Raw genomic sequence first — 12251 nt, 5'->3', positions numbered from 1 at the left:
ACCCGAATGAGAATGACGAAGGGATTCGCGGTCGTCGCCGCGGCGGCACTGGCGCTGAGCGCGTGCGGCGGAACGGGCGACTCGACCGCGTCCGGGGCGACGCACCTGGTGAAGCACGCGATGGGGGAGACCAAGGTCTCCGACGACCCCAAGAAGATCGTGGTGCTGGACACCGACAAGCTCGACACCCTTGCCACGCTCGGCCTCACCCCGGTCGGCGCGACCGTCCCCGACCAGCAGGCCGGGATGCCCAAGTACCTCGGCGCCGGGTTCGCCAAGGTGAAGAGCGTCGGCACCACCCAGCAGCCGGACGTCGAGGCGATCGCCGCGCTCAAGCCGGACCTGATCCTCGGCTCGAAGTTCCGGATGGAGAAGTACTACTCCCAGCTCAGCAAGATCGCCCCGACCGTCTTCACCGACCAGGTCGGCATCACCTGGAAGCAGAACTTCCTGCTGGACGCCGAGGCCGTCGGCAAGAAGTCCGAGGGCGAGCAGAAGCTCAAGGCCTACGAGGACCGCGCCCGCCAGGTCGGCAGGTCGTTCGGCGACCCGGCGAAGCTGAAGGTCAGCGTCATCCGCTTCATGCCGGACGAGATCCGCCAGTACGGCCCGGACTCGTTCTCCGGGATCGTCCTGCGCGACACCGGCCTGTCCCGTCCGGACGCGCAGATGCTCAAGGACAAGGCCGACAAGCGTTTCGCGCCCCTGAGCCCCGAGCGCGTCGACCAGGCCGACGGCGACTTCGTCTTCGTCGCCGCCTACGGCGCCAAGGCCGCCGACGCGCAGGCCAAGACCACGACGGGCCCCCTCTGGCAGCGCCTCTCCGCCGTCAAGGCCGGCCACACCAAGGTCGTCGACGACGAGATCTGGATGACCGGCATCGGCGTCACCGCCGCCGGCAAGATCCTCGACGACCTCACGGCCGACCTCGGCCCCCTCACCAAGAAGTAACCCCACGCGAACGGCCCGGACGACTCCACAAGGTCGTCCGGGCCTTCGTGCTACTTCGAGCTTTCGGCCGGAGGGCGTTCCACTCGTTCGGCGATGCGCTCGAGCGCGGCGAGGTCGTCCGGGCCGAGGCGGTCGATGAAGTGGTGTCGCACGGACGCGACGTGCGCGGGCGCGGCGTTCTCCAGCGCGTCCAGCCCCTGCGGGGTGAGGACGAGCAGGCACCCCCGGCCGTCGGACGGATCCGGTTCGCGCCGCAGCAGGCCGCGGGCCTCCATGCGGGTCGCGTGCCGGGACAGCCGGCTGCGCGACCAGCCCATCTTGTCGGCCTGTTCGCCCAGCGTGCTGGTGCTGTCCGGACGCTCCGACAGCGTGCTCAGCACCTCGTAGTCGGGCTCGGACAGGCCGATCGCGGCCAGGTCGCGGGCCGTCCCGGACTGGACGGCGACCAGGACGCGCCGGAAGGCCCGCCAGGCCCGCTCCTCGCCCGCGTCCAGCCAGCGCACGCCCTCGTCCGAGGATTTCGTTGACATGTCATCAAACTAGCACGTACCGTTCGTTTACATGGAAACAAACAAGCTCCGCGTCCTCGTCCTGATGTGCAGCACCCGCCCCGGCGCCCTCGGCCCCGCCGTCGGCCGATGGCTGGTCGACGCGCTCACCCCGCACGCCGCGGAACTGGGCGTCGAACTCGTCCCGCTCGCGCTCGGCGACCTGGACCTGCCCTTCCTGGACGAGGAGGAACACCCCTCCTCCGGCATCTACCGGCAGGAGCACACCCGCCGCTGGAGCGCGATCGCGGACGCCGCCGACGGCTTCGTCGCGGTCACCCCCGAGTACAACTACGGCATGCCCGCGACCCTGAAGAACGCCCTCGACTTCCTCGGCTCCGAGTGGGCGTGGAAGCCGATCGGCTTCGTCAGCTACGGCAACACGTCGGCGGGCACCCGATCCGTCCAGCACTCCAAGCAGGTCGTGACCACCCTCCGCATGGTCCCGCTGGGCGCGACGGTTGCGATCCGCATCGCCGAAGCCGTCGAAGACGGCCGCCTGCGCCCGGACACCGCCCGCGACGCCGCCGCCACGGAACTCCTGGACGAACTGACCCGACTCGCCCACGCCCTGCGTCCCATGCGCGACCGCGCCCGCCCCGGAACCGTGCCCGGCCCCCTGCCGGGCTCCTACGCGAGGCGGCTCACCCCGGACGACGCGCCCGAGGTCACCGTCCTCCAGCGGGCCTGCTGGATGGACGAGGCCATCGTCAACGACACCCTCGACATCCCGGCGCTGCACGAGACGCCGGACGACGTGCGCGAGTGGCTCGCGACCTGGGACACCACGGGCCTCTGGCTGGACGGACGGCTCCTCGGCATGGTCCGGACCCGCCCGGACGAGACCGACCACCACCTCGGCCGCCTGGCCGTCGTCCCCGACCTGCGAGGACGTGGCCTGGGCCGATGGCTCCTGGAGACCGCCGAGGCCTCGGCGACCCGGGACGCCCGCCGCATCCTGCTCTTCACCGGCGCGAAGAGCGAGGGCAACATCGCCCTCTACCAGCGCCAGGGCTACCGCCTCCAGCCGGCGGTCTCCACCGACGGGACCGTCCGCCTCACGAAGGACCTCGAGATCACTCCCGGCCGAGGAAGCGGTCGCGGAGCCGGTGCTTGAGCACCTTGCCCATGTGGTTGCGGGGGAGCACATCGACCTGTTCGAGCCGGGTCGGCAGGTACCACTCGGTCATGCCGGTCTCGAGCAGGTGCCGCCGCAGGCTCTCCAGCGTGGGCGCCTCGCCGTCCGCGACGACGACCGCGCACACGGTCTCGGTCCCGTCGTCCGGGTCGGGGAACCCGACGATCGCGACGTCCGCGACGGACGGATGGCGCAGCAGCTCGTCCTCGACCTCCAGGACCGGGATCGGCAGCGGACTCCCGATCCGGTCGGCGACCCGGAAGAGGTACTGCAGGCCGCCGTGCCCGTCCTCGCGGACGAGGTCGCCGGTGTCGTACCAGCCGCCGGTGTCCGCCGGATCCCACGCGATGCGCCGGTCGGACAGCCGGAACGTCCCCAGGCACACCGACGGCCCGCGCACGTGAAGGCGGAACACGTCGCCGCCGTCCGACGACTCGTCCGGCACCAGGCGCGACGCGAACCCGGGAGCGGGACGGCCGATGCTGCGTCCGGCCAGCTCAGGCGGGTCGTCCGGCGCGGTCGCGGAGAAGAAGCCGATCTCGGTCATCCCGTAGGTGTTCCGCAGACGCTCGCACAGCCACTCCCGGACCGGTTCGACGTAGGCGGCCGGAAACGGAGCCCCGGTGCTGGTGACCGTCTCCAACGCGGGCAGGGACCGGCGTTCACGCTGCTGGGCCTCGACGAGCGACCGCAGTCCCGGCGGGGATCCGAGCAGGAAGGTGATTCGGTGGCGGGCGAGCAGGCCCAGCCACACGTCCGCGTCGCGCGTGTCGGCGAACACCGAAGAGCGGCCGTCGGTGATCGGACGCAGGATGTTGATCAGCATCGCCGCCCCGTGGATCAGGTTGGCCATGGAGGCCAGCCGGCGCTCCGGCCCGTCGTTCACGCGCATCGCCCGGAGCGACGCGTACTGCGTGTTGGCGGTGTGCAGGACGCCCTTCATCTCGCCCGTCGTCCCGGACGTGAACAGCACGATCGACAGCTCGTCCGGCCCGCGCGGTGAACCCTCGTCCGAAGCGGACGGGTCGTGGGCGAGCAGGTCCGCGAACGCGACGGCGCCGGTCGCCGCCGCGTCGCCGAACACGATCCGGTGCTCGAGCCGCGGCAGCCGCGCGTCCAGGCCGGCCAGCATCCGGTCGGGCCGGGCGCCCTCCCACTCGTCGAGGACCACGCACGCCCTCGCCCCGGTCCCGGACAGGACGCGCTCGACCTCGCGTCCGCCCAGCGTGATCAGGACCGGCACGGCGACGAGTCCGGCGTCCATGCACGCGAGGAGCAGCGCCGCCGCCTCCCACCAGTTCGGGAACTGGAACGCCACGGCGTCACCGCGCCGCAACCCGAGCCCCCGCAGCCCCGCCGACAGCCGCCGCACATGCTCCGCGAGCTCGCCGTACGTCACGACGACCTCGTGCCCCAGGTCCCGGCGCCAGTTGATGAAGACCGTCCGGCCGGGATCGGACGACGCCGTCGCCCGCAGATCGTCGACGAACGTCTCCTTCCGCCACCAGCCGTCGGCGTAGTGGTCCGCGGACCGGGCCGCCGCCGGACGCAGCGAAGCCATCAACCCCTCGAGTCCCCGCTCGGAGCCCGTCCGGCCCACGCCGTCACCGTCCCCCTGCATGCGTTCCCCTTCCCCCGCCCGCACGGTTCCGGACGGAGTTCGGCCAACTCGCGTTCGAGTGACCACAGGTGAACGTTGACACCCGGCAGAGGGCGATACCGGACCCCGGAATGAAGACCTACCGCCACATCACGCAGTCCTCCGCGTACCCCGCGCCTGTCCCTTCGGATAGTTCTGTGCGACCGGGGATGGACGGACAGTGACAGCCTGCCTAGCGTCCAAGGCGGAGGTGCGACATGTCGCTCAACGTATCGCCCGAGCTTCTCGCCAAGGCCGAGTCCGGCAAGGTCGGGCAGGACGAGTTCATCAAGTGCGTCGCCGACTCGCTGCCGTTCGCCTGGGCCATGGTGACGCGGCTGGTGGAGGAGATGAAGAGCACGGACGCGGAGAGCGTCCAGAACACGCTCGTCCCCGAGACCGAGGAGGAATGGGGGCAGATGTTCCGCATGTTCTCCAGCGACTCCATGCGGAACGCGATCCAGGAGCACTTCGGTGTGCGGCTGGCGTTCCAGAACTGCTGCAAGCCCGCCGTGTTCAAGAAGGACGCGGAGGCCGCCTACCAGCGGTTCGTCTCGCCCGAGGCGCAACTGCTCAACCAGGACCCGACGCTGCTGAACTGCTGACCGGCACGACTCTGAGACGTGATCGCCGGTCGGCACGAACGAGGCCCCCACGTTCCGCCCTGATCGTGGGGGCCTCGTCGCGCCTGGACCACGGGGTTTCCGCGATCCAGGTCCTGGTGCGCTCCGACTCAGGCGCCGGCGGGCGCGTCCGGTGCGTCCGGCCCGAGGACGAAGCCGGGGTCGATCTGCCGTGTGAGGTCGACGCCGACCGCCTTGTTCGCCCAGCCCTCGGCGTTCCTCACGTGGAACTCGTTGGCCTGGCGCTGGTACCTGGCCCAGTCCTTCGGCTGGGCGTCCACCTCGTCCTGGAGGCGCCTCAGCGTCTTGCGCGCGGCGTCGTCCAGCGAGTCCAGCTCGAACGGGCGGCCCTGCTCCATCGCCCGCACCGCGGGCTGGTGCCCGATGACCGCCAGCAGGTCGGACCCGACGTGCTGGCGCAGGTACGCCTCGTCCTCGTCCGTCTGGACCTTGTTCCCGACCACCACGATCCGGACGCCGAACTCGGACGCGTGGCCCGTGTACTGCCGGTAGACCGCGACACCCTTCCGCGTCGGCTCGACCACCAGGAACAGGACGTCGAACCGGGTGAACAGGCCCGACGCGAACGTGTCCGCGCCCGCCGTCATGTCCGCGACGACGTACTCGCCCGGACCGTCCACCAGGTGGTTGAGGTACATCTCCATGGCGCCGGTCTTGCCGTGGTAGCACGACACGCCCAGGTCGTCCTCGTCGAACGGCCCGGTCGCCATGAACGTGACGCCGTCCACCTGCCGCGACAGCGCGTGGACGGGGTCGTGCCCGTCGAACCGCAGCAGCCGCGACCCGCGTCCGGGCGGGGTCGTCTTGACCATCTCCTCCGCCGACGCGATCCGCGGGTTGTCGCCCCGCAGGTACTCCTTGATCTCCGTCAGGTGCGCGCCGAGCGCCGGAACCTCGGCGGACTGCTCCTCCGACATCCCGAGCGCGACCCCGAGATGCTGGTTGATGTCCGCGTCGATCGCGACGACCGGCGCCCTCTCGGCGGCGAGGTGGCGGATGAAGAGCGAAGAGGTGGTCGTCTTGCCGCTCCCACCCTTGCCGACGAACGCGACCTTCACGATCGATGCCCCCGTTCTGAAACTGAAAACCGTTTCCGCAGGCATTGAGTCTGACACCCCCGCCCGCCCCCGCGCTGCCGAACCGCGGACCATGCCGATCCGTCCCTGATCGCACGTTTTGCCAGATGGGGGGAGGGGGCGCCCCGCAGATTCCCCCGCGAGGACGACCCTGTTCGGTCCCGCGGGGGAAGCGCCGCATCCCGCCTGAACGAGATCTTTCTGTCGTGACACCGAAGTTGAAGATCAAGCTGCTCGTGGTCGCGCTGCTGACCGCCGTCATCGCCGGCGCCCTGCTGGCCACGGGGTCCGACGAGGATCCGTCTCCGTCCGCCGCCCCGGCCGCTGTCGGAGGTGTGCGATGACCGTGGTGACCACGCGAGGACCGGTGCCGCGCTGGGCCGAGTGGGCGGCTCAGGCGACGATCTGGTGCGCCCTCCCGTCCGGAATCTGGCGGATCCTGTTCGCGCTGAGGTTGCCGGCCGGATTCACCGGCAGCCTCGATCCGCACCGCATCGACTTCTCCTCCCTGCTCGGCTACGTCTGCGCGCTGACGCTGCTGTCCGAGACGCTGGCGTTCCTGAGCATGGGCCTCGTCCGGCCGTGGGGCGAGGTCTGGCCGCGCTGGATCCCGTTCCTGCGGGGACGCCGCGTCCACCCCCTGGCGGCGATCATCCCGGCCGCACTCGGCGCGGTGGCCCTGATGGTGATCTGGACCCAGCTGCTGTTCGGCTTCGACGGCTCGGACCCGGAGACCCCGCAGGGCGCCAAGCGGGTCATCCTGTACCTCTGTTACGTGCCGCTCGTGGCCTGGGGCCCTCTCCTGGCCGCGGTCACCGTCGCCTACGCCGTCCGCCGCCACCGCCACGGCTGAACCGAGACCGAGCCCGGCTAGCCTTGATCGCGCTGTGCCGAGTGGAAGTGAGAGCCGATGCCCGGGCTGTTTCTGGACGCGGTGCGCGATGTGCACGTCCGCTACATCAAGAACATCGGACGCTGCGGGCCGTTCGCCATCATCACCGTCGACTTCGAACCCTCGCCGGACGGCGCGACCGAGTTCGACTTCGTCAACCTCGTCGACGAGAAGGATCTCCCGCCCGAGTTCGCCGAGGCCGTGGCCGACGGCATCAGGCGCGAACTGCTCGGCGACGTCGAACACGAGGGACAGAAGCCGCTGCCGCAGGCGGGGCCCGACGCTCTGGCCGTCCAGGCCGCGCTCACCGGCGCCCGCTGGCACGAGGTCGACTCCAGCGAATACGGCTTCCGGCAAGCCGGACGCCTAGCCGTCCGCATGGCACTCGACCGGCCCCGTGAACCGCGGTGACGGTGAGAGGCCACTCCCATCCCCGGAAGTGGCCTCCGAACTCACTCGCCCGGGCCGTCGCAGACCGACGCCGATGTTTTGACCGCGGCAGTCCGACCTGGGGATCGAGATCGTCAGGGTGCCGGGGGCGTGGCGTGCGGCCGGTAGTGGAGCAGGATGCCGCCGGACTTGAAGGGGCGGGTCTTGGTCAGTTCCAGCCTGGTTCTGTGGCTTGCGCCCTTGAGGACGGGCCGGCCGTTGCCGAGGACGATCGGGTTGACGAGCAGTCGCAGCTCATCGATGAGTCCTGTCGGCAGGAGACCGGCCGTCAGGGTGGAGCTGCCGAGAATGGCGATGTCCTTGCCCGGTCGCCGCTTGAGCGCGGTGAGTTCGTCCTGCACGCCCGTGTTGATGAGCCGGGTGTTGGTCCAGTCGGCTGTTTCGAGGGTCCGGGAGACGACGATCTTGGCGATGCCGTTCATCGTGTCGCCGATCCCGTCGTCGCCCTGTCGCGTGGGCCAGTAGGCGACCATCTCTTCGTAGGTGACGCGCCCGAACAGCAGCGTGTCGACCTCGGCGAGTTGTTCCCTGGAGAACGCGTCGAACTCCTCGTCGAAGTCCTGCCAGTCGAGCTCCTGGTTCGGGCCCGCGTGGTACCCGTCGGCGCTCACCGCTATGAACGCGAAGATCTTTCTCAACGAAGGCTCCCTGTCGGATGGCACCGGATCGATGCAGTGCAGACCAACGGGGCGTCCCTAGCTCATCGCTGAGACGGCGACATTTTCAGGATCTTTCAGGCTGCTCCGGATGAGGCCTGTCGTCGGATCACCCCGGTCAAGGAGCCCGACGATGCCGCTTGCCGCCCGCCTCGGGGCGGTCCGGTCCTGTGGCGTCCGCGGTCATGGCGTGCGGGGGAGTGGGGGGAGTGGGAGGGGGAGGCCCGGCAGGCCGTCGATGCTGGACGCGACGTGCTCCTTCTTGTGGAAGTAGGCGTCGAGTGACTCGTCGGTCTCGCGCGCGAAGCGGGACGCGTGCAGCGGGCGGTCCTCCTCGTAGGTCATGAGGGGGACGGCGTACCCGCAGGTGTCGCGGATCTTCTCGGCGTTCACGACGATGATCGCGCGCAGGCCGTGCAGGGTCGGGTCGATGTCCGGGAAGTGGCGCATCAGCCCGTCCCAGCGTGGGTCGTCGCGGAAGACGGGTTCGCCGCGTCCGTGGACGCGGACGATGTTGGGCGGGCCGTCGAAGGCGCACCACATGAGGGTGATGCGGCCGTTCTCGCGCAGGTGGGCGATGGTCTCGGCGTTGCTGCCCGCGAAGTCGAGGTAGGCCACGGTGAGTTCGTCGAGGACGGCGAACGAACCGTTCAGGCCTTTGGGGGAGAGGTTGACGGTCCCGTCCGCGTCCAGAGGGGCCGTCGCGGTGAAGAAGATGTGCTGCGCCTCGATGAAGGCCCGCAGCCTGCCGTCGATCCGCTCATAGCTCTTGCCCATACGCATGAGTATGTCCGAATCGCGTTCGCGCTTCTCCGGTCACCCCAACGGATAGAACAGGAACAACGTGCATCCGCTCGCCGTCTGCGGGACGTGCGAGGAGCCGGCGGGCGCGTGGATGAAACGACCCGGCCGGATGACCTTGCCACCCGCTTCCCGAACGTCCGGGTCGACCCCGACGTCCTGTACGTCGACAACGGCGACGTGGCGACCAGCGCCGGCGCCGGCGCTGGCATCGATCTGTGCATGCATCTCGTCCGCCACGACCAGGGTGCCCGCTACGCCGCGCACATCGCCCGCACCATGGTCATGCCGCCCCACCGGGAGGGCGGCCAGCTCCAGTACTCCGCGCCCCATACCCCGGCCAGTTCGACGGCACCCTGGCCCCACTCCTCGAGTGGATCACCAGACGCATCGCCGAGCCCCTGCCCCTTGAGGCCATCGCCGCCCGCGCAGGCGTCTCCCCGCGCACCCTCACCAGGCGCTTCACCGACCAACTGGGCACCAGCCCAGGCCAGTGGCGCCTGGCCCAGTGCATAGCCACAGCCCGAGACCTCCTGGAATCCACCGACCTCCCCAAGAGACCAGCGCCCGCCGCACGGGCCTCTCCTCCACCAACCCCCGCAGACGTTTCCAAAGCGCCCTGGGCGCCACCTCCGGCGCCTACCGTCGCGCCCTTCCATCCCAACCCCCCTTGACGACCGCGCCGGAAACCGGGGGCGGTCTAACCTTCCGGCATGACCCCCGACCAAGCCGTCTGCCGCTGTGTTCTGTGCCATGACTACGGCGACGAGAACGACCCCATCACTGAGCAGACCATTCGGCAGGTGCGCGAACACGGATGGCAGGTCATTTTGATCCCGGCCGACGACCTGGGGCCGGGGTGGGCGTTCACGATCGGGCTGTGGCACAACCACCGATCGCCCGAACTCGCCATGTTCGGCCTGGACGTCAAGCTGATGCACCGCATGCTCAACGGCCTGGCCCAGAACGCGCTCAACGGGCGACCCGCCGAGGACGGCCAGGAACGCGATGACGTCATCGACGGCTATCCCGTGGCCCTGAAGGCCGTCGGCCATCCCTGGTACAAGGCGTTCTTCGGGACGGCCATCAAGTTCTACCGACGGCCCCCCTTGCCAGTCCTGCAAGTCGTCTGGCCCAGCGAACAGGGCGCCTTCCCGTGGGACCCGGAGTCGGACGAGGCTCACCGCGGTCTCCAGCCGCAACTCTGGCTGGACCCCTCCGACCATCCGGCCGGCCCCTGGACGCAAGACCTCTAACCCCGCCGCGTCTCGCCGAACCCCGCCGACGGCCCCCACCCGCCGGGTGCCGTATCTGGGCATTACCCCAGATCAGGTGGGTGTCATGGCCTACGTTTCGCATTGGTGGGGCCTAACCGCCACGCCGGGCGCCCAGCACGTCTGGCTCGACACCGAAGCCAACCGCATCGACAGCTGAGAGCCGCCCGTCCCGGGCCGTCCGCAGGGGGGCGTTCACATACGCACCCGCCGGTTCCCCGGTTGAGGGTCGCGGCGGCCGGAAGGGGTCAGCCGTCGCGGAGTCGTCGGGTGGCTTGTCGCTGGCGATCGGCGGCTTCGGTGAGGAAGTCCACGATCGCGGTCAGTTCGCGCTCGTCGTAGCGGGTGACCAGGTCCCTCAGGGACGCCACGTAGTCCTCGAACAGTGGGGCGAGGGTGGCGAGGCGATCGGGCACGGTTTCCACCAGCACGCTGCGCTTGTCCGCGGGGTTGGGGATGCGGCGCGCGAAGCCCTTGCGTTCGAGGCGGTCGATCAGGCCGGTCACCGACGCCGGAGCCAGGTTCGAGCGCTCGCTCAGTTGCCGTGCGGTCAGTGGGCCGAAGCGGTCCAGCAGGTCGAGGGCCTTCTCCTCGGTGGCGGTGAGGCCCTGGTGCTCGGCCAGGGCGGTGTGGAACATCACCGCCGCGTTGCTCAGCTCGCGCCCGCTCGCGAGCAGCCGTCCTACCAGCTCATCCCGGTCTGTCATGACGCTCAGGCTATCTACTTCGTTCGGCCGAACAAAAAGGTTGACCGCCCGCTCGGCCCCGGCTTATATTTCGTTCGGCCGAACGAAATAACTGAAGGGGTGCAGGATGCGAGTTCTGATCATCGGTGGGGGCGTCGCCGGGACCGTCGCCGCGCTGGCGGCGCACAAGGCCGGCCTCGAGGCCCGGCTCTTCGAGGCCTACGAGGAGAGCGCGGGACTGGACCACGGCGTCTACCTGACCGTCGCCGTCAACGGCATGGACGCGTTGCGCGCCGTGGACGCCCACCACGTCGTGCTCGACGCGGGGTTCCCCAGCGGTCGCATCCAGTTCCACAGCGGCAGCGGCAAGCACCTGGGCTCGGTCGCGCTCGGACCGACGCTGGACGACGGCACCGTCACCCACACCATCCGGCGCTCCGACCTCTACCGCGGCCTCGCCAAGCTGGTCGTCGACCGGGGCATCCCGGTCGAGCACGGCAAGCGCCTGGTCCGCGCCGAGAACCTGCCGGACGGTGGGGTTCGTGCCCACTTCGCCGACGGCACCAGCGCCGAGGGTGACGTTCTGATCGGCGCCGACGGCGTCCACTCGGTCACCCGGACCGCCATCGACCCCGCCAACCCCGGCCCCCGCTACACCGGCCTCGGCAACACCGGCGGTTTCGCGCGCACCACGAACGTCGACGCCACGCCCGGCGACTACGTGATGATCTGGGGCCGCGACTGCTTCTTCGGCTACACCGTCGCCCCCGACGGCCAGGTCTGGTGGTTCGCCAACCCGCCCGCGAAGCAGGAACGGTCCCGCGACGCCCTGCGCAAACTGACCACCGCCGACCTCAAGGCCCAGTTGGACGGATTGCTATCGGCCGACCAGGGGCCCGCCGCGCAGATCGTCCGGGACACCACCGCCGACTTCGGCCTCACCAACCAGTACGACCTCCCGACCGTCACCACCTGGCACAACGATGCGATGGTCGTGATCGGTGACGCCGCCCACGCCGTCTCCCCGTCCTCTGGGCAGGGCGCCTCCCTGGCAGCCGAGGACGCGGTCATCCTCGCTCAATGCCTGCGCGACCTGCCCACCATCCCGGACGCCCTCGCCCGCTACGAATCGCTGCGCCGCGACCGCGTCGAGCGCATCGTGAAGTGGGCCTCCGGAATGAACAACACCAAGAAGCAGGGGGTGGTCGGTCGTCTGCTCCGCGACCTGGCCCTCCCTCTCATCCTCCGCAAGGCCGACAGCCCCAAGGAGATGGCGAAGATGACCTGGATGTTCCACCACCACATCAAGTGGACCGAGACCACCCGCCCCTAACCCTCACACCAGCCGCGCGGCCCTGACCGCCCAGCCGTCCGGCTCAGGACCAACCGTCCGCCGCCCAACGCCATCCTGCCCCAGACGCCAGTGCTGGCCCGCAGGCCGGCGACCTTGGCACACGATCAAGCTCGCGCACTCGGACGATCGGCCGCGTTCAGTG

Annotated in this window: 16 protein-coding genes; 9 read left to right on the top strand and 7 right to left on the bottom strand. The window is 69.9% G+C overall.

Annotation, left to right across the window (positions count from 1 at the left end):
* Window positions 1–6: 6 nt before the first annotated feature.
* The gene (locus AB0L06_RS14715; RefSeq protein WP_500231495.1) at window positions 7–951 is read left to right on the top strand and encodes an ABC transporter substrate-binding protein; all 945 of its coding nucleotides are present in this window, start codon (window positions 7–9) and stop codon (window positions 949–951) included.
* 50 nt (window positions 952–1001) lie between these two features.
* On the opposite strand, the gene AB0L06_RS14710 is transcribed toward AB0L06_RS14715, so the two are convergent.
* Entirely contained in the window at window positions 1002–1481 is a 480-nt protein-coding gene (locus AB0L06_RS14710; RefSeq protein ID WP_500231494.1) for a MarR family winged helix-turn-helix transcriptional regulator, read from the bottom strand.
* 31 nt (window positions 1482–1512) lie between these two features.
* Between AB0L06_RS14710 and AB0L06_RS14705 the strand changes: the two genes are divergently transcribed.
* Complete coding sequence (locus AB0L06_RS14705) at window positions 1513–2616, top strand: GNAT family N-acetyltransferase (RefSeq protein ID WP_500231493.1); 1104 nt, start codon at window positions 1513–1515, stop codon at window positions 2614–2616.
* Here the strand turns inward: AB0L06_RS14705 and AB0L06_RS14700 are convergent.
* Window positions 2576–4258 carry an AMP-binding protein gene (locus AB0L06_RS14700; RefSeq protein WP_500231492.1) on the bottom strand — a complete coding sequence of 561 codons (1683 nt, stop codon included), beginning with the start codon at window positions 4256–4258 and terminating at the stop codon, window positions 2576–2578. The genes AB0L06_RS14705 and AB0L06_RS14700 overlap by 41 nt on opposite strands.
* 236 nt (window positions 4259–4494) lie before the next feature.
* Here AB0L06_RS14700 and AB0L06_RS14695 point away from each other — a divergent pair, with 236 nt between their 5' ends.
* On the top strand, window positions 4495–4881 hold the full coding sequence (locus AB0L06_RS14695; RefSeq protein WP_500231491.1) for an SCO5389 family protein: 387 nt from the start codon (window positions 4495–4497) through the stop codon (window positions 4879–4881).
* Between the two features lie 128 nt (window positions 4882–5009).
* Here AB0L06_RS14695 and AB0L06_RS14690 read toward each other — a convergent pair whose 3' ends face one another.
* Complete coding sequence (locus AB0L06_RS14690; protein ID WP_500231490.1) at window positions 5010–5978, bottom strand: ATP-binding protein; 969 nt, start codon at window positions 5976–5978, stop codon at window positions 5010–5012.
* Window positions 5979–6202: 224 nt separating this feature from the next.
* Between AB0L06_RS14690 and AB0L06_RS14685 the strand changes: the two genes are divergently transcribed.
* From AB0L06_RS14685 to AB0L06_RS14675, 3 genes are read left to right on the top strand one after another with little or no spacing between them, the layout of a single operon-like run.
* Window positions 6203–6340, top strand: coding sequence for a hypothetical protein (locus tag AB0L06_RS14685; protein ID WP_500231489.1), 138 nt, complete (start codon window positions 6203–6205; stop codon window positions 6338–6340).
* On the top strand, window positions 6337–6849 hold the full coding sequence (locus AB0L06_RS14680) for a hypothetical protein (RefSeq protein WP_500231488.1): 513 nt from the start codon (window positions 6337–6339) through the stop codon (window positions 6847–6849). The genes AB0L06_RS14685 and AB0L06_RS14680 overlap by 4 nt, the downstream gene beginning before the upstream one ends.
* Before the next feature lie 57 nt (window positions 6850–6906).
* Window positions 6907–7299: a hypothetical protein gene (locus AB0L06_RS14675; protein ID WP_500231487.1), complete on the top strand. Its 393-nt coding sequence runs from the start codon at window positions 6907–6909 to the stop codon at window positions 7297–7299.
* A 113-nt stretch (window positions 7300–7412) separates the two neighbouring features.
* On the opposite strand, the gene AB0L06_RS14670 is transcribed toward AB0L06_RS14675, so the two are convergent.
* The 3 genes from AB0L06_RS14670 to AB0L06_RS14660 form a co-directional block, all read right to left on the bottom strand.
* On the bottom strand, window positions 7413–7976 hold the full coding sequence (locus AB0L06_RS14670) for a dihydrofolate reductase family protein (RefSeq protein WP_500231486.1): 564 nt from the start codon (window positions 7974–7976) through the stop codon (window positions 7413–7415).
* Window positions 7977–8177: 201 nt separating this feature from the next.
* Window positions 8178–8771, bottom strand: coding sequence for a pyridoxamine 5'-phosphate oxidase family protein (locus tag AB0L06_RS14665; RefSeq protein WP_500231485.1), 594 nt, complete (start codon window positions 8769–8771; stop codon window positions 8178–8180).
* 39 nt (window positions 8772–8810) lie between these two features.
* Window positions 8811–9062, bottom strand: coding sequence for a hypothetical protein (locus tag AB0L06_RS14660; RefSeq protein WP_500231484.1), 252 nt, complete (start codon window positions 9060–9062; stop codon window positions 8811–8813).
* Here AB0L06_RS14660 and AB0L06_RS14655 point away from each other — a divergent pair.
* Both AB0L06_RS14655 and AB0L06_RS14650 read left to right on the top strand, forming a co-directional pair.
* Window positions 9014–9469 carry a helix-turn-helix domain-containing protein gene (locus AB0L06_RS14655; protein ID WP_500231483.1) on the top strand — a complete coding sequence of 152 codons (456 nt, stop codon included), beginning with the start codon at window positions 9014–9016 and terminating at the stop codon, window positions 9467–9469. The genes AB0L06_RS14660 and AB0L06_RS14655 overlap by 49 nt on opposite strands.
* 39 nt (window positions 9470–9508) lie before the next feature.
* Window positions 9509–10051: a DUF4262 domain-containing protein gene (locus AB0L06_RS14650; RefSeq protein WP_500231482.1), complete on the top strand. Its 543-nt coding sequence runs from the start codon at window positions 9509–9511 to the stop codon at window positions 10049–10051.
* 266 nt (window positions 10052–10317) lie between these two features.
* On the opposite strand, the gene AB0L06_RS14645 is transcribed toward AB0L06_RS14650, so the two are convergent.
* On the bottom strand, window positions 10318–10776 hold the full coding sequence (locus AB0L06_RS14645; RefSeq protein ID WP_500231481.1) for a MarR family winged helix-turn-helix transcriptional regulator: 459 nt from the start codon (window positions 10774–10776) through the stop codon (window positions 10318–10320).
* A 106-nt stretch (window positions 10777–10882) separates the two neighbouring features.
* Between AB0L06_RS14645 and AB0L06_RS14640 the strand changes: the two genes are divergently transcribed.
* Window positions 10883–12088 carry an FAD-dependent monooxygenase gene (locus AB0L06_RS14640; RefSeq protein ID WP_500231480.1) on the top strand — a complete coding sequence of 402 codons (1206 nt, stop codon included), beginning with the start codon at window positions 10883–10885 and terminating at the stop codon, window positions 12086–12088.
* Window positions 12089–12251: the final 163 nt, after the last annotated feature.

Source organism: Spirillospora sp. NPDC052269, from assembly GCF_040679435.1.
Taxonomy (GTDB): domain Bacteria; phylum Actinomycetota; class Actinomycetes; order Streptosporangiales; family Streptosporangiaceae; genus Spirillospora.
Note: the sequence above shows the minus strand (reverse complement) of the source record. Positions and strands in the feature narration are given on the sequence as shown.

Bases quoted from the DNA above. Each gene is read 5' to 3' on its own strand.
- AB0L06_RS14715 (WP_500231495.1), top strand. From the start codon at position 7: ATGAGAATGACGAAGGGATTCGCGGTCGTCGCCGCGGCGGCACTGGCG.
- AB0L06_RS14710 (WP_500231494.1), bottom strand. From the start codon at position 1,481: ATGTCAACGAAATCCTCGGACGAGGGCGTGCGCTGGCTGGACGCGGGC.
- AB0L06_RS14705 (WP_500231493.1), top strand. From the start codon at position 1,513: ATGGAAACAAACAAGCTCCGCGTCCTCGTCCTGATGTGCAGCACCCGC.
- AB0L06_RS14700 (WP_500231492.1), bottom strand. From the start codon at position 4,258: ATGCAGGGGGACGGTGACGGCGTGGGCCGGACGGGCTCCGAGCGGGGA.
- AB0L06_RS14695 (WP_500231491.1), top strand. From the start codon at position 4,495: ATGTCGCTCAACGTATCGCCCGAGCTTCTCGCCAAGGCCGAGTCCGGC.
- AB0L06_RS14680 (WP_500231488.1), top strand. From the start codon at position 6,337: ATGACCGTGGTGACCACGCGAGGACCGGTGCCGCGCTGGGCCGAGTGG.
- AB0L06_RS14675 (WP_500231487.1), top strand. From the start codon at position 6,907: ATGCCCGGGCTGTTTCTGGACGCGGTGCGCGATGTGCACGTCCGCTAC.
- AB0L06_RS14665 (WP_500231485.1), bottom strand. From the start codon at position 8,771: ATGGGCAAGAGCTATGAGCGGATCGACGGCAGGCTGCGGGCCTTCATC.
- AB0L06_RS14650 (WP_500231482.1), top strand. From the start codon at position 9,509: ATGACCCCCGACCAAGCCGTCTGCCGCTGTGTTCTGTGCCATGACTAC.
- AB0L06_RS14645 (WP_500231481.1), bottom strand. From the start codon at position 10,776: ATGACAGACCGGGATGAGCTGGTAGGACGGCTGCTCGCGAGCGGGCGC.
- AB0L06_RS14640 (WP_500231480.1), top strand. From the start codon at position 10,883: ATGCGAGTTCTGATCATCGGTGGGGGCGTCGCCGGGACCGTCGCCGCG.